At 64.1% G+C, this 24848-nt stretch carries 23 protein-coding genes and 1 riboswitch; of the genes, 12 read left to right on the plus strand and 11 right to left on the minus strand.

Annotated elements, in window-relative coordinates; genetic code table 11:
• Nucleotides 1–310: 310 nt before the first annotated feature.
• Nucleotides 311–1972 (minus strand): DNA repair helicase XPB, encoded by a 1662-nt coding sequence (locus tag GOEFS_RS06180; RefSeq protein ID WP_373278186.1) that lies wholly within the window; start codon nt 1970–1972, stop codon nt 311–313.
• A gap of 122 nt (nt 1973–2094) precedes the next feature.
• Nucleotides 2095–4389: a helicase-associated domain-containing protein gene (locus GOEFS_RS06185; protein WP_007317037.1), complete on the minus strand. Its 2295-nt coding sequence runs from the start codon at nt 4387–4389 to the stop codon at nt 2095–2097.
• 74 nt (nt 4390–4463) lie between these two features.
• Here GOEFS_RS06185 and GOEFS_RS06190 point away from each other — a divergent pair, with 74 nt between their 5' ends.
• The gene (locus GOEFS_RS06190) at nt 4464–4664 is read left to right on the plus strand and encodes a hypothetical protein (protein WP_007317038.1); all 201 of its coding nucleotides are present in this window, start codon (nt 4464–4466) and stop codon (nt 4662–4664) included.
• A 186-nt stretch (nt 4665–4850) separates the two neighbouring features.
• On the opposite strand, the gene GOEFS_RS06195 is transcribed toward GOEFS_RS06190, so the two are convergent.
• From GOEFS_RS06195 to GOEFS_RS06205, 3 genes are all read right to left on the minus strand, one after another.
• Nucleotides 4851–5498, minus strand: a complete 648-nt coding sequence (locus tag GOEFS_RS06195; RefSeq protein ID WP_007317039.1) for a transglycosylase family protein — start codon at nt 5496–5498, stop codon at nt 4851–4853.
• 5 nt (nt 5499–5503) lie between these two features.
• A riboswitch (cyclic di-AMP (ydaO/yuaA leader) is annotated at nt 5504–5715 on the minus strand.
• Between the two features lie 237 nt (nt 5716–5952).
• Nucleotides 5953–6486 (minus strand): flavin reductase family protein, encoded by a 534-nt coding sequence (locus GOEFS_RS06200; RefSeq protein WP_007317040.1) that lies wholly within the window; start codon nt 6484–6486, stop codon nt 5953–5955.
• Nucleotides 6483–6719 carry a hypothetical protein gene (locus GOEFS_RS06205; RefSeq protein ID WP_007317041.1) on the minus strand — a complete coding sequence of 79 codons (237 nt, stop codon included), beginning with the start codon at nt 6717–6719 and terminating at the stop codon, nt 6483–6485. The genes GOEFS_RS06200 and GOEFS_RS06205 overlap by 4 nt, the downstream gene beginning before the upstream one ends.
• Before the next feature lie 211 nt (nt 6720–6930).
• Here GOEFS_RS06205 and GOEFS_RS06210 point away from each other — a divergent pair, with 211 nt between their 5' ends.
• A complete protein-coding gene (locus GOEFS_RS06210; protein ID WP_040524597.1) occupies nt 6931–7350 on the plus strand; it encodes a cold-shock protein in 420 nt (139 codons plus the stop codon).
• 37 nt (nt 7351–7387) lie between these two features.
• On the opposite strand, the gene GOEFS_RS06215 is transcribed toward GOEFS_RS06210, so the two are convergent.
• Entirely contained in the window at nt 7388–7921 is a 534-nt protein-coding gene (locus GOEFS_RS06215; RefSeq protein WP_007317043.1) for a DUF2771 family protein, read from the minus strand.
• Nucleotides 7918–9831, minus strand: coding sequence for an MFS transporter (locus GOEFS_RS06220; RefSeq protein ID WP_007317044.1), 1914 nt, complete (start codon nt 9829–9831; stop codon nt 7918–7920). Before GOEFS_RS06220 ends, GOEFS_RS06215 begins: the two co-directional genes overlap by 4 nt.
• Before the next feature lie 123 nt (nt 9832–9954).
• Between GOEFS_RS06220 and GOEFS_RS06225 the strand changes: the two genes are divergently transcribed.
• Genes GOEFS_RS06225 through GOEFS_RS06240 form a run of 4 tightly spaced genes read left to right on the plus strand, consistent with a single transcriptional unit; the run spans nt 9955 to nt 15320 of the window.
• Entirely contained in the window at nt 9955–10725 is a 771-nt protein-coding gene (locus GOEFS_RS06225; protein ID WP_007317045.1) for a DUF3027 domain-containing protein, read from the plus strand.
• A 9-nt stretch (nt 10726–10734) separates the two neighbouring features.
• Entirely contained in the window at nt 10735–13557 is a 2823-nt protein-coding gene (locus tag GOEFS_RS06230) for a sacsin N-terminal ATP-binding-like domain-containing protein (protein ID WP_007317046.1), read from the plus strand.
• A gap of 26 nt (nt 13558–13583) precedes the next feature.
• The gene (locus GOEFS_RS06235; RefSeq protein WP_007317047.1) at nt 13584–14732 is read left to right on the plus strand and encodes an acyl-CoA dehydrogenase family protein; all 1149 of its coding nucleotides are present in this window, start codon (nt 13584–13586) and stop codon (nt 14730–14732) included.
• A gap of 12 nt (nt 14733–14744) precedes the next feature.
• Nucleotides 14745–15320, plus strand: coding sequence for a phosphatase PAP2 family protein (locus GOEFS_RS06240; RefSeq protein WP_007317048.1), 576 nt, complete (start codon nt 14745–14747; stop codon nt 15318–15320).
• Here GOEFS_RS06240 and GOEFS_RS06245 read toward each other — a convergent pair whose 3' ends face one another.
• Entirely contained in the window at nt 15321–15572 is a 252-nt protein-coding gene (locus tag GOEFS_RS06245; protein WP_007317049.1) for a DUF2530 domain-containing protein, read from the minus strand.
• Between the two features lie 22 nt (nt 15573–15594).
• On the opposite strand from GOEFS_RS06245, the gene GOEFS_RS06250 reads away from it, so the two are divergent.
• Nucleotides 15595–17079 carry an NCS2 family permease gene (locus GOEFS_RS06250; protein ID WP_007317050.1) on the plus strand — a complete coding sequence of 495 codons (1485 nt, stop codon included), beginning with the start codon at nt 15595–15597 and terminating at the stop codon, nt 17077–17079.
• Between the two features lie 86 nt (nt 17080–17165).
• Nucleotides 17166–17675, plus strand: coding sequence for a MarR family transcriptional regulator (locus GOEFS_RS06255; RefSeq protein WP_245549776.1), 510 nt, complete (start codon nt 17166–17168; stop codon nt 17673–17675).
• 28 nt (nt 17676–17703) lie between these two features.
• Here GOEFS_RS06255 and GOEFS_RS06260 read toward each other — a convergent pair whose 3' ends face one another.
• Nucleotides 17704–18918: a GNAT family N-acetyltransferase gene (locus tag GOEFS_RS06260; protein ID WP_040524599.1), complete on the minus strand. Its 1215-nt coding sequence runs from the start codon at nt 18916–18918 to the stop codon at nt 17704–17706.
• A gap of 55 nt (nt 18919–18973) precedes the next feature.
• On the opposite strand from GOEFS_RS06260, the gene GOEFS_RS06265 reads away from it, so the two are divergent.
• The 4 genes from GOEFS_RS06265 to GOEFS_RS06280 all read left to right on the plus strand — a co-directional run bounded on the left by GOEFS_RS06265 (nt 18974) and on the right by GOEFS_RS06280 (nt 22875).
• Entirely contained in the window at nt 18974–19843 is an 870-nt protein-coding gene (locus GOEFS_RS06265; protein WP_007317053.1) for a TrmH family RNA methyltransferase, read from the plus strand.
• Between the two features lie 90 nt (nt 19844–19933).
• Nucleotides 19934–20236, plus strand: coding sequence for a DUF2537 domain-containing protein (locus GOEFS_RS06270; RefSeq protein WP_245549777.1), 303 nt, complete (start codon nt 19934–19936; stop codon nt 20234–20236).
• 45 nt (nt 20237–20281) lie between these two features.
• Entirely contained in the window at nt 20282–22105 is a 1824-nt protein-coding gene (locus GOEFS_RS06275) for an ABC transporter substrate-binding protein/permease (RefSeq protein WP_007317055.1), read from the plus strand.
• Complete coding sequence (locus GOEFS_RS06280) at nt 22102–22875, plus strand: amino acid ABC transporter ATP-binding protein (RefSeq protein WP_050949802.1); 774 nt, start codon at nt 22102–22104, stop codon at nt 22873–22875. Before GOEFS_RS06275 ends, GOEFS_RS06280 begins: the two co-directional genes overlap by 4 nt.
• A 4-nt stretch (nt 22876–22879) precedes the next feature.
• On the opposite strand, the gene GOEFS_RS06285 is transcribed toward GOEFS_RS06280, so the two are convergent.
• Nucleotides 22880–23716, minus strand: coding sequence for a DUF6928 family protein (locus GOEFS_RS06285; RefSeq protein WP_007317057.1), 837 nt, complete (start codon nt 23714–23716; stop codon nt 22880–22882).
• 11 nt (nt 23717–23727) lie between these two features.
• Nucleotides 23728–24735: a septation protein SepH gene (gene sepH, locus GOEFS_RS06290; protein WP_007317058.1), complete on the minus strand. Its 1008-nt coding sequence runs from the start codon at nt 24733–24735 to the stop codon at nt 23728–23730.
• Nucleotides 24736–24848: the final 113 nt, after the last annotated feature.

Here is a 24848-nt window from a genome sequence, read left to right on the forward strand (position 1 = left end):
ATGCGGCCGGTGCGGTTGGGAAAACGGCCGACTGCGCTACCGAAAACTATTCGCACATGACTTTTCCGGGCTCGGATTCAAAGTTGTGTCTCGCACTGAACCTCGCGCAAGATAGTTGCTATCAAATCAATCCGTCGAATATTGCGGTATATCGTCGGATCGATTGTGGCTCAACCCCAACGGACGGCGCTGTGGCATATAAGGTCGTCAGTCGATCTGACAGCGCCGCGAGCTGTGGTGCCGGCCAACTTGCCGTGAACTACGAGCAACCGAAGGTCATCGGCTACTGCCTCGAAAAGGTCTGACGCCGCTACGCTTGTTCGCCGATCGTCGGCCCCAATAGGTCGTCGGCGTCGGTAATCCGGTAGGCATAGCCCTGTTCGGCGAGGAAGCGCTGGCGGTGCGCCGCGTAGTCGGCGTCGAGGGTGTCTCGGGAGACCACCGAATAGAAATGTGCTTGTCCGCCATCGCGTTTCGGCCGTAACAGTCGCCCGAGTCGCTGTGCCTCTTCCTGCCGCGACCCGAAGGTGCCCGACACCTGGACGGCAACCGACGCTTCGGGGAGATCGATGGAGAAGTTGGCGACTTTCGACACGACCAGCGTCTGGATCTCGCCGGAGCGGAACTGATCGAAGAGGACTTCCCGGTCCTTATTCTTCGTCGAGCCCTGAATCACCGGCGCGCCCAACGCTTCTCCGAGTTCTTCCAGCTGATCGATATAGGCGCCGATGACGAGAGTCGGGGCATCACGGTGCCGATCGAGGATCGCTTTGACGACGTTGACTTTGGTATGCGCTGTCGAGCACAGCTTGTATTTCTCTTCCGGCTCGGCCACCGCGTATTGGAGACGTTCGTCGTCGGTGAGCGTGACTCGTACCTCGATGCAGTCGGCAGGGGCGATCCAGCCTTGTGCCTCAATGTCTTTCCACGGCGCGTCGTAACGCTTGGGTCCGATCAGACTGAACACATCGCCTTCGCGCCCGTCCTCGCGGACGAGTGTCGCGGTGAGTCCGAGCCGACGTCGGGATTGGAGGTCGGCGGTCATCCGAAATACCGGCGCGGGCAACAGATGTACCTCGTCGTAGATGATCAGTCCCCAGTCGCGGGAGTCGAAGAGATCGAGATTCTTGTACTCGCCCTTCGACTTTCGGGTCATCACCTGATAGGTGGCGATGGTGACCGGACGAATCTCCTTGCGCTCGCCGGAATATTCGCCGATCTCCTCCTCGGTGAGCGAGGTGCGCGCGATCAGTTCTCGTTTCCACTGCCGGCCGGCGACGGTATTGGTGACCAGGATCAATGTGGTCGCCGACGCCTGTGCCATCGCCGCGGCGCCGACCATCGTCTTACCCGCGCCACACGGCAGCACGACGACGCCCGAACCGCCGGCCCAGAACGATTCGGCCGCCAGCGCCTGGTAGTCGCGCAAGTGCCAGTCGTCTTGAGCCAGGGCGATGGGGTGCGCTTCGCCATCGACATAGCCCGCCAGGTCCTCGGCCGGCCATCCGACCTTGAGTAGCACCTGCTTGAGACGTCCGCGCTCGGACGGGTGCACAACGACGGTGTCCTCGTCGAGGCGTTCACCGAGCATCGGCGACACCTTCTTGTGCCGCAGAATCTCCTCCAGTACCGCGCGGTCGAAGCTGACGAGTGTCAAGCCGTGCGCGGGATGTTTGACCAACTGGAGTCGACCGAATCGGCCCATCGTGTCGACGACATCCATCAGCAGCGGCTGCGGCACCGCGTACCGCGAGAAGGTGACCAGCGCGTCGACGACCTGTTCGGCGTCGTGGCCGGCGGCGCGTGCGTTCCACAGGGCCAGCGGCGTCACCCGGTAGGTATGCACATGTTCGGGTGCGCGTTCGAGCTCGGCGAACGGGGCGATCGCGGCTCGGGCGGCGCCAGCGTCGGGGTGATCGACCTCCAACAGGAGAGTCTTATCCGATTGCACGATCAACGGTCCATCAGTCACTCGATCCATTGTCCAGGTGCGAGGCGGTGTTGTCAGGTGCGGGTCCGCACGGTTGTCAGGTGCGGGGCCGCGAGCCTGTTAGGTGCCGGGCCGCGGGCCTGTTAGGTGCGGGCCGCAGGCATCTACTTTTCGTCGAGTAATTCGATACTGGTCACCCGATGCAATGAGAAATGCTGTTCCTCGTCGGTGGCGACGTCGGCGGCGACGAGTTGTCCCGCGCCGAGCAGCCGTGGGCGCACGATATGGCGGCTGGCGCTTCCGTGCGCGTCGACGTAGTCGATCCGCAACTGCCGGGCGGTACGCAGTGCCAACTGGATGAGCGCGACCGCGGATTCACCACTGCCGCTGGCACGCACCGGCGATGACGATGTCTTGCGCGGCGTCGCGCTGGCGCGGTCGGCCGAGCGGATCCGCGCGACGATCTGTTTGAGTTGTGCCGGTGTCGGGGCGGGGCGTCGTGGATCGACCTGCCGCGGCGCGCGGGTGTCGCGAATGCGGCTGCCCTGCGGTCGCAGATCGACGAGGGCACCTGAGGAATCCTCGCCCGCTGGGGTAAACCCGGCGCTGCGTAACTCGTCGATGACATCGCGCACCGAGGCGCCCGACACCGCGACGGTCGGCGCGAGTGCCCGCAGCGCAAGGGTTTCGGCGGCACTACTGCGTAGGACCTCGGCCATCGTCGCGGGGTCTTCGCAGCGGACGAATGCCGAAGCGATACCGACCCGAAGGCTGCCGTGACGTCGGGCGACATCGTCGATCAAATAGGTAAGTGCCTGTGGCACGGGCGTTGACGAGTGCGTGGTGAACATCGCGACGAGTTCGGCGCCGCTGCGTCCGGCGTCGAGCGCGCGCCGCACGCTAGCCTCGGTGACTCGGTAAACCGAAGCGGCGCCGCCAGATTCGAGGTCGGCGACCAACTCGACCTGATCGGCGAGATCATGTGTCATCGGACCGGGAACGACCAGCGTGAGGTCAGCCTGGGTGAGGAAGTGATCCACCGGTTTGGGCAGGGAGATGTCGATCGCCGACGAAATCGCGGCATCGGACTCGGCGGGCGGCGCGACGAGAGCCGCGCGCCCTACGCTGCTCAGCGCGTTGTGCGCCACCAATCCCAATTCCGTTGCTTCCCTGATGTTTTCGGAGATAAGCGCACGGGTGAACTGACGCAGTCGGCGAGGATGACGCCACAGCAGGTACGCGGTCAGGTCATCGATCGACACGCTAGTGCCCGGCACGGCGTCGGCGAGTGCGGTCAGGATGGTCATCCGCAGGGTGGCCGCCTGGCCGTCGTAGACCTCCGTCGACAATGCGGGCAGTGCGTTGCCATCGCGGTCGGGCTGACCGACCAGCCAGGCGCGGCGCGGCATCCGCAACCAGGTCGCCAGTATCACCTGCCATTGTCGTTCGGTACTTTGACGCAGCCATCCATCGGCCGCATGTGTTGGCGCCCAAGCGAAATCGTCAGACCCGACGGTCGGTGCCGGGTCGGGGTATCCGGCGTCGACGAACCGCAGATAGCCGAGGAGTTCGACGATCAGTCCAACGCGGGTTAGCGACAGGCCGGTGACTTTGGCCAGCCGGCGCAACTCGCGGATACCCATCGCGCCCGATCGGAGCACGGCCGCCGGTGTCTCGCCGAGCAAGTGCAGAATCAGCGTTGCGTGCCGGATCAATTCGAGGGCTTCGCCGCCAGCCGCTGCGTCGACGTCGGCGAGGGTGAATCGTGATTCGGTGCCCGTTGGCGTCAACGACGGTGGCCGCAGGTCGTCCAGGCGCAGCAACGGTTCGTCGCGCAGGATCTGACGGACGACCGGCGTGATCTCGACGGTTTGGTCATCGATGCGGGCCAGCAGGCCTTTGGCCAACAACGTCGGGACCGGCAGCGACGAGTCGGCGCCGGGCGCGGCGTCGCGGCTGCGGCCCAGCGGCGGCCCCTGCGACAGGGTCGTGAGCAACGAGGTCTGTTGCTGCGAGAGTTGGTCGAGTTCGGTGCGCCATTGCTCCGGCGTACGTGACGCCGTCGGTGCGGTGATATGCCGGCCCTGCCACGGCATCGCCGAGGGGGCATGGGCCGGTGCGACGAGTCGCCGGCCATCGGTCCAGAGCAGTGCGCGTTGGGTTAGCAGCGTGATTCGATCAGCGATGTCGGCCGCATCGGCTCGACCCGCGAGGGTCTTAGTGACCGCGGCCGCCGTCGGCGGCTTGTCGGCAGTCGCTACGACGTCGAGAACGGCCACCGCCAACAGATCCAACGTATCGCCGACCAGCGTGATGGAGGCCGATGACAGGGCGCGCTGGGCCAGCACGCCGGAGCCCTGCGGCGGTGGTGAGGCGAGGTCCGGGCGGGCGGCCAAGAGCAGCGCCAACTCGTCGTCGGAGCGATCGGCGAGTTCGGCTGCGAGCGATTTGGGCGTCACCGAATCACCGCCGCCGACCGCTTCACACTCATTCGATCAACCTTACTTACCGAGCGCATGGCACAATAACCGACGTGGCTGATAAGGAACCTGCAGCAGCGGCTGCCAAGAGTAAATATGTCGACAACGGTTGGCCGAACGCCGACGGCGAGCATGCCGTTTCGGAATTCGCCGCCAACGTCTCGGGTGCGTTGTCCCCGTTCGGAAGTACGGAGTTTCCGCTCCCGGTCGAGGATCTGCCGTTCGTGCAGTCCAACACCGTCGTCAACCGCTAGAAGAATCGCGCAGAACAGGGGACTGAGCCGCTGCGAGGGGAGATTGCCCTCGGTGCCGCTCAGAACGCGGACGCCAACAATCTGGTTGGTGGGCTAAAGAATTGGAGAAGGGCCCCGCACGGGTGAAAACCTCGTGCGGGGCCCTTTGTCTTTGGGGCGGCCCGTTGTCTTTGGGCGCTCAGTCAATCAGGGGAGAGGCAGCAGCGACTTGTTCTTGTTGTAGAAGTCGAGCTGACCCTTGTCGAGCTCGTAACCACTGTTCTTGGCGGCTTCCCACAGGTTCTTCACCGCGGGATTAACGGTGCCCTTCTTGTCCGCCTTGCTGATGGCGTCGTCAACCTGCTTCTTCACCTCGGTGGTGTCCTTGGCGTTCGGCGAGGCTTTCAGCGAGTTCTGCGGGGCGGCCTTGTCGGACTTCGGCTTCAGGTTCGACGGAAGGGTCGTCGGTGCGTCGCGCTTGGTCGGGCCCGAGAGGACACCGCCACAGGTCGGCCATGCGCCGTTGCCCTGGGTCGCGAGGACCCGCTCGGCGATGGCGATCTGCTGCTCGCGAGTCGCCTGGTCGGCGGTGGGGGCGTACTGGGTGCCGCCGTGTGCGGCCCAGGTGCTCGGGCTGAACTGCAGGCCACCCTGGTAGCCATTGCCGGTATTGATCGCCCAGTTGCCGCCGGACTCGCAGGCTGCGACCTGATTCCATTCGGAATCGGTTGCGGCACTGGCGTTACCGGCGCTCAACATAGCCGCTCCGCCACCGAGAACAGCTCCGGTGAGGGCGACCTTCGCGAAGGTCTTGGTCGTGGTGGTGGAAGTCGGCTTGCGGTGACGTCCGGACATGTGTGTATTCCTCTCTCCACGCGCCTACGAAGTCAGCTGTCGGGTTCGAGCGAGAGGTTGCCCGGCCCCGCTAGCGACTGGAAGTCGTTCGCGGAGCTACACCCCAAGGAACTGTCGTAACACGCGGTGTTATCCGTGTGATACATCAGAACCGGGTCTCACGGGAGAATGGGTCCCCCGTCCTTGTTCCTGAATTGCAGTTGTGCGACCCAGCTGGCGGAACAAGGCTCGGCGCGGCCAGCTGATTCGTTTTTAGGTCTGGGTGACAACCTGGCTGGTGGTCGCCTTGAACCCTACGGCTTTCCGGCGGGTGGATCACCCCAGCGACGCAACTGATTTTTCAGGGTTTTTTCAGGGGTATCGCGTCGTCTGGTCGTTATTCCTGCTCACGCTACTGATGCCCGGTTCGTAGCCGTTCCGTTATGCAGTCGTGATGTGACAAACGTCACAGGGCCTAGGTGGCTTGCGACACGCTCTTGCGGACCTCTAACGCTCGGAACGAACTCGCGTGGAATACCAGAGGCTCAACGCCGGGGTCGGCATGCAGGGCATCGATACGCAAGAGGACGAGCGTGTGATCGCCCGCCGGGATCTCGTTATACAAACTGCAGGACAGTGACGCGGCCGCTTTCGGAATGAAGACAGCTTCGTCGCCGGCGTGCAGCGGCTCGATGCCGTCGAAGCGATGTTCGGCCGGTCCGGCTAACTGTTTGCATAGCGCCGCTTGCTCGCTGGAGAACACACTCACGCCGATCGACGTGACGCCACGCAAACGCGGCCACGTCGTCGACGTGTTTTGTACGCACAGCGAGACCAGTGGCGGGTCGAGTGAGACGGTGCTGAACGCACTCGCGGCCATGCCGACCAACGCGCCGTCGAGCCGACAACACACCGCCACCACACCCGATGGGAAAGCGCTGTAGGCCTGTCGAAGACTGGTGCCGTCAGTGGTGGGGGTTAGGGACAGTTGAGCCGAATCTGCGGTCATGCCGAACGCCGTTTCTTGTCGGTGGATTTTGCTGGGCGGCTCGCCGTGACGGTTGCGATCACGGAGATTACAAATCCGGCGGGTGCGCACATGGTCAGCACATAGACGAGGGTTGGTGCGGTCCGGCCGTCGGCGACGAGTGGCGTCACGAATAGGGCGACTATCGCGACCAGCCCGATCACGAAGAGCGCGATGGATAGCAACAGTATTCGGTTGGGGCCCTCGGAGCGCATGAAATCAACGGTAGTGCACGCGAGCGCATCTGCTGGTGGTCGAGAGGGGCGATGCGTAAACCGGGGTGACCGAACCCAATGACATTGGATAGACTGGTTCGCACACGACGCGCCTTTGCTCATTGTCATGGGTCAGGGCGCGTTTGTCGTGAAGGTCCCGCAGGTCGATCGGGCTGCGGGAGTGATCAAGCACAGATTAAGGGTGAGCACGGTGCCTACCGGCAAGGTGAAGTGGTACGACACGGACAAGGGTTTCGGCTTCTTGTCGCAGCAGGATGGCGAGGACGTCTACGTCCGGTCGTCGGCGTTGCCCGACGGCGTCGAGGGGCTCAAGCCCGGCCAGCGCGTCGAGTTCGGGATGGCGGCGGGGCGTCGTGGACCGCAGGCGCTCACCGTCAAGATCTTGGAATCCGCGCCGAGCGTCGTGAAGAACAGCCGCGATGCGGCACGCAAAGAGGCTGCGGTGAAACGACATTCGCCCGACGAGCTACACGGGATGGTCGCCGATTTGATCACCTTGTTGGAGAGCAAGGTGCAACCCGATCTGCGACAGGGGCGCTACCCCGATCGCAAGACCGCACAGCGCATTTCCGAGGTCGTGCGGGCCGTCGCTCGCGAACTCGAACACTAGACGTCGACGAGCCTTCGAGACTGACCGCCGAGCAGGATTACTGCTCGGCGGTTTCTCGCTTCGGGGTGGTGTCGGCGGCCAGGAATCCACGCACGACGAAGCCTTGGTCGGTGTTCACGGCCGACGGTGCTTGGATCTCGACGTTGATAAGAGTGCGGTCGAGCGTCGAATGCAATGCCACGGTGTATTGCGTTCCGCTGCGATAGACGGGTTCGTCTCGGGTGATGCCGCGAGGTGTGTAGTACTCGGCGATCAACGCCCACGGACTGTCGGCGATCTCAGCCGACACCGACACTAACGCCGTTTGCCCGACGTTGACCGGAACATGCGACTTGGTTCGCGTCGACTTGCTACGCAGCGGCGGATCGCATTCGCGCATCAGCACATCGCACCACACGATCGGATACACCCGGGTCAGCTCGTCGCCGACGGCGATCTGCATATACGGCCGATGATCGGACTCGGTGTTGTGCGCCAACGATGCCGCGCCGCCGACGACGATCGCGCCGAACAGCAGGGCGATCGCCGCGAGAATGGCCAGGGTCTTCTTTTCCGCTGCGGTGAAATTCACGATCGTCCTCGATGTGGCGGTGGATCCGTTGGTGCCGGGTGGTGTGCGCGCGTCGGCGCCGACGTTGGGCCGGGGCGTCGGGCGGGATTGCCCCCGGGGGCGCGCTGTGGAGTATCCGACGGCCTGGGCGCTTGCGCGCGGGCGTGCTGGACGTGCGGTGGTACTTCGATGCCGCCGGTCGGCGCGGCGATGTCGGGGCGATTGCCGCCGAAGCCGGGGATCATGGTGCTACCGCGAGTGGTCAACACCGTCTGCAACAGTCCGACCCCGATGAGTGCTGCCGCCACGCCGAACCCGACCGTGAGATTCGGCGGCAGAAGTACGCCGAGCGACGCCCCGAGGACCCACGACAGTTGCAGGACGGTCTCGGAACGACCGAATGCCGATGCCCGCGATTCCTCGGGCAGATCGGTTTGAATCGACGAGTCCAAGCAGACTTTGCCGATCGCGCTGGTGCCCGACGCCACGAGCGCGGCGATCGCGGCCACCAGCACACTGCCGAATATGGCAGCGAGCACGGCTACCACGAAACACGACGCGGTAGCCCATACGACGATCGCCGGCGGATTCTTGAGTTGCAGCCTGGTGCCGACACCGTTACCGATGAGATTGCCGACGCCGGCCGCGCCGCCCACCGCGCCGAGCATCAGGAGTTGAGCCCAACTGGACTCGCCACTCTGATTGGATTTCGCGTAGAACGCGATGAACAACGTGAGAAATCCGGTGAGAATACGAATCGTGCCGTTGCCCCACAGGCCGGCGACGACCTTGCGGCCCAGCGGCTGGCGCATCGTTCGAGCGATCGCGGTGGCCGAGAATTTCTTACCGCCGCCGGCCTCCGAGCGTTGCCGCGGCACGGTCGCGGCGGGTTCGCCGTGGTAGGTGATCGTGGTGGGGATTTCCCCCTCGGTGCTCTCCACCCACTTGGGGATACGCATGCACAGATAGGCGCCCGCGCAGGCGACGACCGCCAGCCACAGCAGTGCGCCGGGAACGTGGATCGGCAGAGCCTTCGCCAGCAGTAGCTCGAAAATCCCGGCTACCGCTCCGCCGATCAGGGTGCCGCCAATTAAGCCGAAGGTGGTGAGCCGGGAATTGACGCGCACCAGGTCGATGGTCGGCGGCAGCACCCGGGGGGTAACCGCGGATTTCAGCACACCGAATGACTTGGATAACACCAACAGACCGAGCGCACACGGGTAGAGCACCCAGGGGTCGTAGGAAACCTGACCACTCGCACCGTCCCAGGTGTAATTCGAGATGATCAGCAGTGCGAGCACCACGCGCACACCGAAGGTGGCCGCCATCGCGATCCGGCGGCCATGCTGCAGCTTGTCCAGGAGGGGACCGATCAGCGGCGCGATCAGCGCGAAGGGCGCGATGGTCAACAGCAGATACAGTCCGACGCTGGTTTTGGATTCGCCCGACGCCGCGGCGAAGAACAGGGTGTTGGCCAGCGCCACCGTCATCGCGGCGTCGACCGCGGCATTGGCGATGACCGGCAGCGTCAACGCGGCCAGCCCGGACCGGTCGGCGCCATCGGCGGTGACCGCCTGATGGATCTTGCCGATGCCGCGATTGGTCAGTTCACGTCCGCGTGCGGCCGCGACCCGGGTGACGGTGATCTTCTTGGGCCCCGGAACCGCGGATTCTTTCGCCGTATTCGGCATCGCCCGCGTGGAGTTGATCTGCTCGGTCGCGTCATCGAGCGGCGGGAGATGCGGATTATGCGTGCGCGGCGTGCGGTACGCGTCGCGGCCGGATGGTGATCGGTGGCCCGCATCGGGTTCGGCTGGGGGCCCCTGACGTCTGCCACGGGTCGCACGCGTCGGGGCATCGGGCGGATAGTTCGCCGCTCCCGGATGCTGATTGGGCCGTCCCCGCCCATTGCGTGCGTTCACAGAAGTCAATTGTTCCCTATCCCGCTGACAAGGGGGCGTTGCCCCACGGTTGCCCGGCGATCCGGAACGACTATCGGCAGGTGCGATGTGCCTTTCCGGAGCGGATATTGCACACTGGATGGCGTGAGTTCTGTGCTAGCGAATGACCGATTGACCGCGGCCGTCGATGTCGCGCGTGATGCGCTGATCGCCGACGGCCAACGGCCGGGGCGCCATCTCGTGTCGACGGTCGAGGGGGAGTGCGCGGTCGCGCACTACTTCGCTGCCGACGTTCCGGGCTACCAGGGCTGGCAGTGGTGCGTCGTGGTGGCCGGGGTGCCCGACTCCGACGACGTCACGGTCAGTGAGGTAGCGCTGCTGCCAAGCAACGGCGCGCTGCTGGCGCCGAGTTGGGTGCCGTGGATCGAGCGAATCCAGTCCGGCGATATGTCGCCTGGCGATCTACTCGCCGCACCTGCCGATGATCCGCGGCTGGTACCCAATCAGATCGACACTGGCGACGAATTCCGATTCGAGTCCGAGCAAGTCGACCCGGACGATATCGCCTCGGTCGCCGGCGAACTCGGCCTCGGTCGTAAGCGGGTGCTCAGTGCGAGCGGTCGTGCCGACGCGGCGCAGCGCTGGTTCGACGGCCCCTTCGGCCCAAGCTCGGAGATGGCGCTGGCGGCGCGGTATCACTGTGCGAGTTGCGGTTTCTACGCGCCTCTCGCCGGTTCGCTGCGAGCCGCGTTCGGTGCGTGTACCAACGAGTTCGCCGCCGACGGACGGATCGTCTCGGCCGAATACGGTTGCGGCGCACACTCCGACGTCGTCGGTCCGTCCGGCGAGGGGTCGCCGGCATTCGAAGCCTACGACGACGGTGTGGTGGAAATAGTCGCCGACGCCGCATCCGGCGTGTCTTGACGTCCTAGGGTGGTCGATCCAGCGTTAGCTAACGACCCGTTCGGCCTTGCGGCACTTCGGGATTCGACGCTGTCGGCCTGGCAGTCGTCGCCGACTCGCCTCGCCGAGGATATCGCGACCGAGCATGATCTTGCCGCCATCGGTTATCGCGATCGCCTACTCATCGAACTTGCCGCCAACGCCGCCGATGCCGCCACTGCCGCCGATATCGCGGGGCGCCTGAGTATCTGGCTCGACGACGAGCGCACGCTCGTGGTCGCCAATACCGGCGCCGACTTGAGTTCGGCCGGCGTCGCATCACTGTTGGCCGTGCGAGTGTCGCCCAAACATTCCGGTGCCGATGAATCGGCGGCATTGGTCGGACGGTTCGGCGTCGGGTTCTCGGCGGTGGCGACGGTGGCCGATATCGTCGAAATACGTTCGGGCACCGGGTCGATCGTTTTCGACCGGAACAGGTCTGCGCTCAGTGTCGATGCCGTCGACGCGCCGTTGCTCCGAATGGCCTGGCCATCCGACGTCCCACCGCCGGACGGATTCGATACCGCGGTGGTACTACATCTGCGGGATGACGTCGACGCCGCGGCACTGCTCGACACGATGTCCTCGAGCGTCGCCGACCTTCTACTCGAATTGCCCGCGCTGGAACAGATTTCGGTCGCTGACATGACTACGACTCGTCGGCGGAGAAATCTCGCGCCGGGTATCGACGAAATCACTCTCCATGCGGGACAAGGTAATTCGCGGTGCTGGCTCCAGGCCACCGCGCGATCGGGTGGGCGAGACGGTGCGCCGGGGAACCGCTGGCTGGTCGAGACGGTCGACGGGGTGCCGCGCCCCTACGTCACAGACTTCCTGCGCGCACCCACCGAGACCGACATCGGATTGTCGTTGCCCGCGCGTTGTATCGCCTCGGTTGCCGTCACTCCGGACCGGAGACAGCTCTATCCGGGGACCGACATCGCCGTTGCCGCAGTCGGTTTCATCGAGCTGGTGCGCGCGGTCGCGCCGGCTCACCGTGCGGCACTGATACCCGCGGCCGGACTCGCCTGCAATGACGTTGATGCCGCGCTACGCGAAGCGGTCACTGCCCGCTTGCGAACACAGCGCTGGTTGCCGCGCGCGTATGTCGAAGACGGTGAGGACGCGGACGTCGCCGGCGAGGCCGCGCTGGTATTCCCCGATGTCTCAACCGATCTCGGTGAACTCACCGGACAGGTCCTCGCCAACCTCGTCACGCCTGAACTGTCCGAGACCCGCATGATGGCGCGGCTGCGGACGGTCGGCGCCACCGCGATCTCGCTGGCCGACCTTGCTGCCGAACTCGCGGCGGTAAACCAACCGGCGGACTGGTGGCAACGACTCTACGAGGCATTGTCGCCGTATGTCGGTTCGGCACACGACGTCGAAGACCTTGGCGCACTGCCTATTCCGCGTGCTGATGGGCGGATGAACTTCGGTGCGCGTGGTCTGTACCTCCCGGCACCGGGGGTGTCTGGAGTTGGCTGGTTGCCGACGGTAGCCGACGGCGCGGTGCATCCGTTGTTGGAACGGCTAGGGGCGCTGCCGGTTTCGGTTTCGGACATGTTGTCGGCGGATTCGTTGCGCGCAGCAGTCGAAGCGCTCGACGATGCGCTCGATGACCTCGATTTCGACGACAAAGCCGATGCACTCGCCGCCGACGTGCTGGCTCTGATCGCCGCCGATCCGCACGCCGGGATCCCGGAATGGCTTGCGGGCTTGCCGATCCGCGACGCAGACGGTGAGCTGGCGCGTGCCGACGAACTGCTGTTGCCCGACAGTCCGCTGGCCACTGTGCTGGTGGCGGATTCGCCATTCGGGATGGTCGATGGCGACCTCGTCGAGCGCTATGGCGTCGACGCACTGCGGCGGCTCGGCGTCGGGTGGGGATTCTGCCTACTTCACGACGACCTGCCGACAGGCCCCGACCACGATCTGCCCGACGAAGAGCAGTGGTGGGATGGACTCGCGACGCAACCTGCCGAACTGTGGGCCGTCCGTGATCTGGATTTAGTTGCCGAGGACCGATGGCGTGACGCGCTGAGTCTATTGGCCGACGACCCCCGCATCGCCGCCACCCTGGTCGACGCCGACGGCTATACCTGTTGGTGGCTGCGGACATTCGCCCGGATCGATGGCCGCGAACTAGCCCGGTGGCGGGCGCCGGGCGACGTTGACCTGGACGAGGTCCTTGATGCGCTGGATCACCCGAACGCAGACGTATTCGGCGCGGCCCTGGGGCAATTGCCGGTGCGCGGGCAGGCTACCGCGCTAGCCATCGTCGAAGGTCTTGGGGACGCGGCGCGCACGGTGTCGCCCGGGCAGTCGATCCGAGCCTATTGCGCTCTGGCGCAAGCAATCTCGGATTCGGTTGTCGATGACAACGAGCTAGCCGAGCTGGATCCGATAGCTGTGCGTGCCTTCGACGGTGGCGTCGTTGGGGAGAGCGCGCTGGTTGTGGACCGGCCCTGGCTGCTGCAAGTTATCGACCCGGCAATCGCCGTCGTGGTCACCGTGCCAGTCGAACAGGCGGCCGCCCAAACCATCGCCGATGCCTTCGACCTACGGTTGGCGTCCGAGGGGCTGGCGGTAGAAATCACCGCGCCCGGCGACGTGACGACGTGGGCGTCGAGTGTGGCTGCGCTGTCCTTTGTCGCCCAGCGCGGCGCGGAGGTCCCGCATGGCGAGGTTCGCCTGCACGATCGCCTCACGGTGCGGGTCCGGGACGACGAATCGACGCGTGACGTCGATGTTTCCTGGTGGGTCGATGACGCGGGAGTGACACACCTGCAGCGTTTTACTATGATGTCCTAGTTAATAAAGACTAACTGGAGGCCGCGATGCCCGTCGAACGTCTACTGCCCAACGACGAAGCACATGCACTGATCGAGCTGACCCGCGATATCGCCGACAAGCGGATGGCGCCGATCGTTGACGCGCATGAGAAGGCCGAAACGTATCCGGATGGCCTATTCGCCGAACTGGGCGCCGCGGGTCTCCTCGGCCTCCCGTATCCCACCGAATGGGACGGTGGTGGGCAACCTTACGAGGTCTACCTCCAGGTTCTCGAGGAACTCGCCGCGCGCTGGGCGGCGGTCGCGGTCGCGGTCAGTGTTCACGGACTGGCCTGTCATCCACTGTTCTACTTTGGCAGCACCGAACAGAAGACGCGTTGGCTGCCAGATATGTTGAACGGCAAGCTGATTGGCGCCTACAGTCTGTCCGAGCCGCAGGCCGGATCGGACGCGGCAGCCCTTGCCTGCAAGGCTACCGCTGGAGACGGCGGCTACACGATCAACGGCGCCAAAGCGTGGATTACTCACGGCGGCATCGCCGATCACTACAACCTCTTCGCCCGGACCGATTCGAAAGCAGCTGGCTCCAAGGCCATCTCATGCTTCCTCGTCGCTCGTGGCACCGATGGCCTCACTTTCGGTAAACCCGAGGAGAAGATGGGGCTGCACGCGGTCCCCACGACGTCGGCAACCTACGAAAACGCCTTCGTCGCCGACGACCGCTTGCTCGGATCCGAAGGCGACGGCTTGCGAATTGCCTTCTCCGCCTTGGATTCGGGCCGACTGGGCATCGCCGCGGTGGCTACCGGACTCGCACAGTCGGCGCTCGACGAGGCCGTCGCCTACGCGAAGGAGCGAGAAACATTCGGCCGCAAGATCATCGACCACCAGGGGTTAAGTTTCCTGCTCGCCGACATGGCTGCCGCGGTCGACTCCGCTCGTGCCACCTATCTGGACGCGGCCCGTCGCCGCGACGCCGGACTCGACTACTCGCGGGCGGCCGCAACCGCGAAACTTGTCGCGACCGACGCCGCGATGAAGGTGACCACCGACGCGGTTCAGGTACTCGGCGGCTACGGCTATACCCGCGACTTCCGCGTCGAACGACTTATGCGCGAAGCCAAGATCACCCAGATCTTCGAGGGCACCAACCAGATTCAGCGCCTGGTCATCGGCCGCTCGTTGGCCAAGTAGCTCGGCGGCGCTGTGATTCTCGAACAGACCACCGTCGACGTCGACGTCTACCGATGGGTGACCGAACGACGATCTGAGCCGTGGATCACGGTGTCGCACACGGTGACTTTTTTCGGCAACACGATTCCGCTCACAATCATCGCCGTCGCGGTCGTCTGCGGTCTGTCGGTTCGTCGCCACTACTCGACCGCGGTGTTCGTCGGGGCGGGCGCACTGCTGGGCTATTTACTGATGGTCGCGCTCAAAGCGATTTTTGGACGTGAGCGCCCGCCGGAACCCGACCGTCTCCTCGACATCAGCACTCATTCGTTCCCGTCCGGGCACGCGATGATGAGCACGATATGTTACGGACTATTCGCTATCGCCGCGTTCCACCTCAGTCGATGGATCCGCGAGCACTGGTGGGTTCTCGCCGTCGCGCCGGTTCTCGCGCTGCTGATCGGCATGAGCCGCATCTATCTCGGCGTCCATTGGCTGACCGACGTTCTCGCCGGCTGGGCTATCGGTGCCGTTTGGTTGGCGCTCTGTGTGGCGCTGTGGCGGCGGTGGCGACCGCCTGTCGTCGACCGGCAGGACCGGCAGTCGTAACTACTCCAGGCCCTCCTGGGCGCCTTTGGAGCCGCGGCGCACTCCGGCGCGCTGCACGAGGAAGATCGTCGTACCCAACACGCCGACCGCGAGTCCGACCCAGCAGACCCGCAACAATCGCTCGTCACCGATACCGGCAGCCCATACGACGATGGTCGCGACCAGCCAACCAACCATTCCGGCGATGATCACCGGCTCCGGCGCACGCAGCGCTGCCGGGAGTTGGGGTACCTGATCCGCTGCGTCGCTCATTGCATCAGGTTAACTTCTCTTCGTGGCAGATCAGCAGCCAGGCGAGCAGCCGGACACACCTCAGACGCAATCGGTCAACGCCGTCGACCGCTATTTCAAGATCACCGAACGAGGTTCGACCTTCGCGCGCGAGGCACGCGGCGGCGTCGTCACCTTCTTCACGATGGCCTATATCGTCGTGCTCAACCCGATCATCATCGGCGGCATCCCCGGCGAACCCAAGAACGCGGACGTACTGGGCAACGTGTTGCCGCTAGCCCAGGTCGCCGCCGTTACGGCGTTGGTCGCCGGTGTGATGACAATCGTCTTCGGGATGGTCGCGCGATATCCATTCGCCATCGCAACAGGCCTGGGCATCAACAGTCTGCTGGCGGTTTCCGTTGCGCCACAGGTGACTTGGCCCGAGGCGATGGGCTTGGTCGTCGTCGACGGCATCATCATCGTGCTGCTGGCCGTCACCGGATTTCGCACCGCTGTCTTCAACGCGGTCCCCGACGAACTCAAAGCGGCGATCGCCGCCGGTATCGGCTGCTTTATCGCGTTCATCGGCTTTGTCGACGCTGGATTCGTCAAGCGGATACCGGATGCCGCGAAGACCACGGTGCCGGTCCAATTGGGGATCGACAATTCGATCGCGACCTATCCGACCTTGATCTTCGCGATCGGGGTCCTGCTGATGGGTGTCCTGATGGTTCGCAAGGTGCCCGGCGGACTGCTAATCGGGATCGTCATCACCACTGTCATCTCGATCATCATCGAGGCGACAACGGGTATCGGATCGAGCCGAGACAATACGCACGGCTGGAATCTGTCGGTACCCGAGTTGCCTAGCTCTCTGGGCAGTTTGCCGAATTTGAGCCTGGTCGGCGACGTCGACCTGTTTGGTGCATTTACGCGGATTGGTGTGCTTTCGGCGTCGGTGTTGGTCTTCGCGCTCGTGCTGTCGAATTTCTTCGACGCGATGGGCACCATGACCGGACTTGGCAAAGAGGGCGGCCTGGCGGACGAGAAGGGCAACCTGCCCGACATCGGCAAGGCGTTGGTTGTCGAGGGGACCGGTGCTATCGCCGGTGGTGTGGGTTCGGCGTCGTCGAATACCGTCTTTGTGGAGTCGGCGTCGGGTATCGCCGAGGGGGCGCGTACCGGCCTGGCCAATGTGGTGACCGGGGTGCTGTTCCTCGTGGCGATGTTCTTCACACCGCTCTACGAGATCGTTCCGCTCGAGGCGGTTTCACCCGCTCTCGTCGTCGTCGGCGCGTTGATGATCGGGCAGGTCAGAAGCATTGATTTCACCAAATTCGAATATGCGCTGCCTGCCTTCCTGACCATCGTGGCGATGCCGTTCACCTATTCGATCGCCAACGGCATCGGTCTCGGTTTCATCGCCTGGGTCGTCCTCGCGACGGCGAAGGGAAAGTGGCGGACAGTGCATCCGCTCCTGTGGGGAGTTGCCGTGATTTTCGTATTGTATTTCGCGCGTGGGCCAATTTCTGATTTGTTGAACTAAATATTTCTGGCCTGTTTGGACCAACTTCAGCCCGGCGGTCTCGCGGAATTTCGTAAGTTTGCCAAAACTTGATCTACGCTAATCAAGTGAACGATGCATTGAAGAGTGTTGACGCCATACCCGATGGAAGCCTCGCCGGGGACCTGTCACTCGCGGTTGTTCGGTTCGCACGCCGGTTACGCGGACGTCGAACGAGCGGATTGGTATCTCTCACTCAGCTGTCAGCGTTGGCGACGCTGTACCAAGAGGGCCCGATGTCGCCGGGAGCCTTGGCCGCTGCGGAACGTGTTCAACCGCCGTCGATGACACGCGTAATCGCGTCGCTGGCCGATCTCGGCATGGTGGAACGTCAGCCCCACCCGTCCGACGGGCGCCAGGCCATCGTCAACGTCTCGCCGGACGGTGTCGAAGTGGTCGCCGCGGAATTCGCCGCCCGCAAGGAATGGCTCAGTGATCGGCTCAATGAGTTGACTCCCGACGATCGCGAAACCTTGCGTAAGGCCGTCGGACTCATCGGTGCGATCATCGCCGGCGAAGACAACCAGGGGCCGGTGCGGGCGGTACGCCAACCGGCCACCCATCGTTCGGGGATCTAGCGGGGCATCGGCCCGCTGTAAGGCCGTCTTAGAAGAAGGTTCCCGTCGCCGGGACCCGCCCGGTAGCGAAGGCCGCGTCAAGTGCCGCAATACTATCGGCGCTGCCGTCGATTCGTCCAGCACGGGCGAAATCAGTTGCCCGACAGCCGCCGAAGTACAGGCTGCCCAGAGTTGGTAGCGAGAGGGTGATGTCGGCGGCCGCATCGGACCGGGCGACCGTCGCACGCCCCTCGTCGATGGCAAGCGCGAATCGTCCACCGGCGCAGCCGAAGTCATCGGTTACCGCCAAGACCATGCTCGTATCGGCGGCGTATCGCCGACCGGCCAACGCGGCGGGGATGTCGAGGATATGCACCCAGAGGGTGTCATCCTTGGATACCCGCCGAACCGATCGAAAATCGCTGAGTTTCCACCGAAGGGGGTCGTCGGCGGGGAGTACGACGTTGACCGTGCTGGTACGGTCCAAGCTGGTCAGCACCCGCCACAGGGCGGAATGGGCGTCGTCGGTCACGGCGACGATCTCGACAACCTCTACTTCCGGGATGCCGCTGCTCACCCGGTGGAGCCGGTACATCGCGTAACCGTCGGCGTGCAGGAGATAGAACATTTGTGTGTGGTTGGCTCTGCGTTCGGCGGGGCGGTCGGCGAAAATTGGTGCCCACCAGTCCGATACGCGGGTAATGGCGCCGGGATGCTGGGCCGCCCAGCGGGTGTGGATCTCCGGAATCAGTTGTGCGGCTTGCTGTGCCGTCGCGTAGAAGGTGGTGCCCCGGGTCGTTTCGTCGTCTCGCCAACCCGTGCCGGTCGGTATCGCTACGTGATCGGCGAACGCCGCGACGCCGAAGCCGAACCGTTCGTAGATAGTCGCCTCGGTCGCGGTGAGGATCGCAAACGGATACCCCTCGGCCCGCCATTGCTCGGTAAGTTCGGTGAGCATCATGCGCAGGATGCCCTGGCGCCGATGGGTCGCTGCGACTGAGACCCAGGTCAGTCCGGCGGCGGGCGTCGGCGTGCCACCGGGTGGGGTAATGCGCATTCGGTAGTAGGTACTGAACCCGACTAGTGGTTCCGACGGAAGTGATCGGTCGCGCACCACGCGCATGGCGTCGTTGGTGAGCAATTTCGAAATCTCTTCGCGCGCAACATCATCGATCGGTTCGGTCATCGCGAAGGCGCGTGCGTCGGCAGCGACGATATCTTCCCAGTCGGCGTCGGTGGCGGGTCGCATAGTCAGGTCGGCCATATAGTCCACAGTATTGCCAACCCTCGTCGGCGTGCCAACCAATTATCCTCATCCCATGCTCACCTCCCCGCGACTGGCGGTCACCGTCATCGACATCGCCGACCCGGACGATCCGCGTGTCGACGACTTTCGTGACCTCAACTCCGTCGACCGCCGACCCGATCTGCCAGTGCTGCCCGGTGGGCGGATCGGCAAGGGGCTGGTCATCGCCGAGGGGGTATTGGTTGTTCAGCGCATGATCTCGTCGAGATTCGAGCCGCATGGATTTCTCGGTGTCGACAAGCGGCTCACCGAGTTAAGCGGTCCGGGCGGGATGGATATCACCGACGATCCCGGAGCCGTCCCGTTCTATCGGGCGAGTGCCGACGTCATGGCGACCGTTGTCGGCTTTCATCTCAATCGTGGGGTCCTCGGCGTCGCTCGGCGTCCCGAACCGCTCGATCCGGCTGAGATCGTCGCACAGGCGCGCACAATCGCGGTCTTGGAGGGTGTCAACGATCACGAGAACATTGGCAGCATCTTCCGTAATGGCGCGGGCCTGGGTGTCGATGCGGTGCTCTTCGGCGCTGGCACTGCCGATCCGCTCTACCGGCGCAGTGTGCGGGTGTCGATGGGACATGTCCTGCTAGTGCCTTTCGCGATGTTGCCTGCGTGGCCGCGTGAACTCGAACTGTTGCGCGACAATGGTTTTCGGACAGTCTCACTGACACCGGAACCGACTGCGCTGCCGCTGGCGCAGGCGGTCGATGCCGAGCGAGTGGCGTTCCTCGTCGGCGCCGAGGGGCCCGGGCTCAGTGAAACGGCTATGCGTGCCAGCGATATTCGGGCTCGTATCCCGATGAGTCGGGGCACCGATTCGCTCAATGTGGCTACGGCCGCGGCGATCTCGTTCTATGAGCGAGTCCGGCTAACGCAGGGCGAGTGACAACCCCATAGTGACGGCGATCACAACAATCTGGTGACAACAGCCGCGAGATGCCGGCCGCGGACTGTGTCCTGGGGCACACTGAAGGATGTGAGCCTGGAACTCGCGCGGGAATCGACACGACGCGAACCCACACCCTGGGTGCTGGGGCTCACCGTCGCGGCCATCATGCTCATCTTCTCCACCGGCGTCCTCGTCGGCATCTTCGAGCTGATCGATTCCTTCAGCGAACTCGCCGCGGTGGCGTCGGTGGCGATCGTCGCCGTCGGCTTGGCCAGTACGTTGTGGGAGCTCCGGGTCAAGGCGGTGTGGCGCTGGATTGCCTGGGGGACGCTGCTCGGGCTATTGGCAGGGTTAAGTTCGGCAGCCGTACTGGCTTTTATGCACGGGTGAGCGAAAGTCGGCTTAAAGCCTCGCGCACCGTTAGGGTCACTACCTATGGCTACCCGTGTGCCTCCAGCAGGCCCTGCGACGCCCCGCCCCCGGCGGGCTCGTCGACTCGCAGTCCTTACCCTCATTGGCGCGCTCTTCGCGTTGCTCCTCGCCGCCTGCGGATCGAGCGACGACACGGCCAGCACCGACCTGTGTGCGCCGCCCGGTGTCGGGTCGGCAGCGGCGGCTCCGACTAACCTCGACGCCGCGTCGGGAAGTGCGGCCGAAGACAAATACACCACACCGACGACTAAACCGCTCGATCAGATCGACAAGAACGCGCTAGGTCTGCTGACCGCCGGCAAACTGTCGGTCGGGACCCTGTCGGACGCGCCACCGAGTATCTGCGTCGATTCGTCGGGCAAATTCACCGGATTCGATAATGAACTGCTCAAAGCCGTCGGTGCCAAGCTTGGTTTGCAGGTTGAGTTCTCTGGCACCGAGTTCGCGGGTTTGCTCTCCCAGGTCGCCAACAAGCGGTTCGATGTGGGGTCGTCGTCGATCACCACGACCGACGATCGCCGCAAGACGGTCGGGTTCACCAATGGTTACGACTTCGGCTACTTCTCCCTCGTCGCGCCAAATGGCGGAAATATCAAGGGATTCGGCGATCTCAAACCCAATGTTCGGATCGGTGTCGTCCAGGGCACGGTCCAAGACGACTACGTACAGAACACCCTGCACTTGTCGGCGGTGAAATTCCCTGACTACGCCACCGCGTACGCGAACCTCAAGAGTGGCCAGATCGACGCGTGGGTGGCACCTTCGCAGCAGGCCGAGGGAGCGATCAAGCCTGGCGATCCCACCTCGATCGTGCAAAATACGTTCAGCGTCAACAACTTTGTCGGTTGGGCGGTGAACAAGGGCAACCGAGCGCTGATCGACGCACTGAACTCGGGCCTCGACGCCGTTATCGCCGACGGTACGTACGCCAAGTTGTACGCGAACTGGGTGCCTCGGGTCCTGCCCGAGGGCTGGAAGCCGGGCTCCAAAGCGGCGCCCGCACCGAAACTCCCTGACTTCGCCGAGATCGCGAAAGCCAACGCGCAGAACAAAACCGAAGCAGTCGCGGCACCCAAGTCGACGCTGGAACAGCTCGGCGACACGTTCTTCAATTGGGACCTCTACCGCAAGGCGCTGCCAGATCTGTTCAAGACCGGTCTGCCCAACACGCTGATTCTCGCGCTGGTGTCCGGGGTGCTCGGCACTATCTTGGGCATGTTGCTCGCCGTGGCCGGCATTTCGCGGACGCGGTGGCTGCGGTGGCCGGCGCGCGTCTATACCGACATCTTCCGTGGACTACCGGCAGTGGTGATCATCCTGATCGTCGGCCTCGGTGTCGGACCAATAGTCAGCGGATTTACCGACAACAACCCGTATTGGCTTGGTGCGGTTGCCCTGGCGTTGATGGCCGCCGCGTATATCGGCGAGATCTTCCGCTCCGGTATTCAGAGTGTGGAATCCGGCCAGCTGGAGGCGTCGCGCGCCATCGGCTTCAGTTACCGACAGTCGATGGCGCTGGTCGTCATCCCGCAAGGTGTGCGAAGGGTGTTGCCCGCGTTGATGAATCAGTTCATCGCGCTGATCAAGGATTCGTCGCTGATTTACTTCCTCGGTCTGCTGGTCACTCAGCGGGAACTATTCGCCGTTGGCCGAGATCTCAACGCGCAGACCGGTAATCTCTCCCCGCTGGTCGCCGCCGGTCTGGTGTACCTGATCCTCACTATTCCGTTGACGCACCTCGTCAACTACATCGACAAGCGGTTGAGGACGGGTAAGCGTGAGACGCTTGACCCGGTCGAAGCCGACCTCGTCGTCGAGAAGGGATGACGTCCGTGCCTACCGATCAGAAGAAGAAGGCGGCTGTGGCCAAACAGTCAGTGTCGTTGCAGGGCAACGGACTTCACCTGGCGTTTGGCCCCAACAAGGTGCTGCGCGGGGTCGATATCAACGTTGACGCCGGGAAGACCACCACCGTGATCGGACCGTCCGGCTCAGGTAAGTCGACTCTGTTGCGAGTGCTGAACAGATTGCACGAGCCGCAGCAGGGCGACATCATCGTCGATGGCCGTTCGGTACTGAAAGACAACCCCGACGAGTTGCGTCAGCGAATCGGAATGGTGTTCCAGCACTTCAACTTGTTCCCGCATCGCACTGTCGCGGACAACATCGCACTCGGTCCACGCAAACTGCGCGGTCTGTCGAAGGAGCAGGCGCGTGCACTGGCCATCGAGCAACTCGAGACGGTTGGCCTTGCCGCTAAAGCGGATTCGCGTCCGGGCAATCTGTCCGGCGGTCAGCAGCAGCGTGTCGCGATCGCGCGCGCGCTGGCGATGGAACCTCAGGTGATGTTCTTCGACGAGGCGACATCGGCGCTGGACCCCGAACTGGTCAAGGGTGTCCTCGCATTGATGGCCGACCTAGCCAAGGGTGGTATGTCGATGATCGTGGTTACTCACGAAATGGGTTTCGCTCGAACAGTTTCCGACGACGTCGTCTTTATGGACCACGGTCAGGTCGTCGAATCCGGTACGCCGGAGAAGATCTTCGACGACCCGAGTAGCGACCGGCTGCAGCAGTTCCTGTCGCAGGTGCTCTAGGCGCCTAGTCTTTGGAGCCGAAACCGAAGTAACGACGTACGCGGCCGCCCTTCGGTGCGTCAGCCGGTGCTTCCGGTGAACCACCGCCCTCGTGTGCGTCGGCGGGCGCTGACGGTTTCTGACCACCCGGCGTCGGGGCGACGGGATAGGCGGCCGCACGGCTCGCCGCGTACGCCCGTTCGTCGTCGGGGGTCGGTTGGTAGTCAGCCGGATGAATTGCGAACGCGGTCACCGGGATTCGCGAGGGATCCACGTCGCCGTCGGCCGCGGGTGGCGTGAACCGAAACCCGAGCCATTCCCGATTAGCGTGTTCGGCCAGTTGCGCGGGATGGAATGGGAGCGCAAGCGGTTGGGGCGCAACACCTTCGGCATACTGCAGAGGAAATTCACCACCCCAGAATGGGGACTCGAACACAAACGGGAGGCCCGAATCCTCATAGATGTCAATGGGATTGGCCGAGAAGCTGCGTCGAAGTTCGCCATCCTCCCACCGCGCGAACACGCCAACGGATTCGACCGGCTCGGTGTGGAGCAGCGTTGCCACCTTGGCCGGCGCCAGCGATGTCACCGTCTTGGTGAGCGTCGAGGGCTCCCGACTCGCGAATAGCGGACTCGAGATTACTGACGCGGACCCGAATGATCCGACATAGGCGTGGGAATCGCCGGCTGACATCGCGGCGGCGAGATTGGTCGCGGCGACCGGAACAAGCGTGACGGCATCGCCGTAGATGCGGTCCGCGAGCGCTCGAGCCCGCGCGACGTCGTTATGAAGTGGTCCACGCAAGAGCGCGGTCGGGTCGTCATCGTCGATAAGCCATAGGGTCAGCGCGCGGTTGGACACAAAGAATGACCTTAGCTGTTGGGGTTGCTACGGACTCCGAGTAGTACATCTTCCCACGCGGGCACGGACGGTTTGCGCTGCTTACGGCGCCGTGGCTTGCCGTCGTCGGCCGCATCCGCGTTGTCGCGGGCCGCAGGGGGCTCCTTCTCCGCGCGGTCTGGCTTCTCGCCGACCACGCTGAAGCCGAGTTGCAAAGTCTCTTCGGTAGATCCGTCGAATTCGGCTGTCGGTTCGGCGTCGGCGTGGTCGGCATCATCGACTATTTGCGCGTCGATGACGTCGTCGGTCAGGCCGTTGGTTTCATCCTCGTTGGCGTGCCGCGGCCCGCCGATAACCGAACCCGCGTCGACGGTGACCGACTCGGCCACCGTTCGCGAATGGGCCGGCCGCGACATCTGCGGTACCGAGACCGGCGCGAGGCGACGTCGTTGCATCGCAACGGCTTCGGGGTCGGTCAGCTCATCGGCTAGCTCGTCGAGTGGGTCGGCGGTGCCGCCGTGCGCGCCCGGATGGAACCGCCAGTGCGCATAGTTGTCGGTGCGGCCGACCTGCCAGCGGACCTGCACTACCCAGAAGCCGTCGTCGCCCTTCCACGTGTCCCATTCGGTGGCGGCCGCGCTTTGGCCGCGAGCGGCCAGGGCGGAGTCGACGACTTCACCGAGCGTCGCGACCGCCGGTCCGTCCTCCCGAATAGGGTGAGCGAGCGCGGCAAGTTCGGCCGCGCGAGCGCGTTCGAGTAGCACCGGGTGCGCGAAACGTTCGACGCGGTCGGGCGAGACTCCGGCGACCGCGGCGACTTCTTCGATGGTCGCGCCCGCGCGGATACGCGCCTGAATCTCGCGTGGTCGCAGCGACGACTCCATCTCTATCTGAATCTGACCGAGCCGGGAAAGATCGCCGCGCGCGGCTGCCCGTAAGCGGTCATCGGCGCGGATGCGGAACTTCTCTTTGGTCTCATCGTCCTGCACGACGACATGAGTGCCGTCGGCCTCAACGCTGATGACGCGAAGCTCACGCATCTGCTCCTCCTGACGGTTTCGGATGACGCATTGTCGTCCACGGTAGTGCACATCCAGCGCGCATCACGATGCCGACACGCGGAAAACCGCAGTTCAGGACTAGTCGGTGACGG

It is taken from the genome of Gordonia effusa NBRC 100432, from assembly GCF_000241305.1.
Classification (GTDB): Bacteria; Actinomycetota; Actinomycetes; order Mycobacteriales; family Mycobacteriaceae; genus Gordonia; species Gordonia effusa.

Coding starts and splice junctions, on each gene's coding strand:
- GOEFS_RS06245 (WP_007317049.1), bottom strand. CDS start 15,572: ATGAGCGACGCAGCGGATCAGGTACCCCAACTCCCGGCAGCGCTGCGT.
- GOEFS_RS06275 (WP_007317055.1), top strand. CDS start 20,282: ATGGCTACCCGTGTGCCTCCAGCAGGCCCTGCGACGCCCCGCCCCCGG.
- GOEFS_RS06205 (WP_007317041.1), bottom strand. CDS start 6,719: ATGCGCTCCGAGGGCCCCAACCGAATACTGTTGCTATCCATCGCGCTC.
- sepH (WP_007317058.1), bottom strand. CDS start 24,735: ATGCGTGAGCTTCGCGTCATCAGCGTTGAGGCCGACGGCACTCATGTC.
- GOEFS_RS06200 (WP_007317040.1), bottom strand. CDS start 6,486: ATGACCGCAGATTCGGCTCAACTGTCCCTAACCCCCACCACTGACGGC.
- GOEFS_RS06260 (WP_040524599.1), bottom strand. CDS start 18,918: ATGGCCGACCTGACTATGCGACCCGCCACCGACGCCGACTGGGAAGAT.
- GOEFS_RS06280 (WP_050949802.1), top strand. CDS start 22,102: ATGACGTCCGTGCCTACCGATCAGAAGAAGAAGGCGGCTGTGGCCAAA.
- GOEFS_RS06235 (WP_007317047.1), top strand. CDS start 13,584: ATGCCCGTCGAACGTCTACTGCCCAACGACGAAGCACATGCACTGATC.
- GOEFS_RS06195 (WP_007317039.1), bottom strand. CDS start 5,498: ATGTCCGGACGTCACCGCAAGCCGACTTCCACCACCACGACCAAGACC.
- GOEFS_RS06265 (WP_007317053.1), top strand. CDS start 18,974: ATGCTCACCTCCCCGCGACTGGCGGTCACCGTCATCGACATCGCCGAC.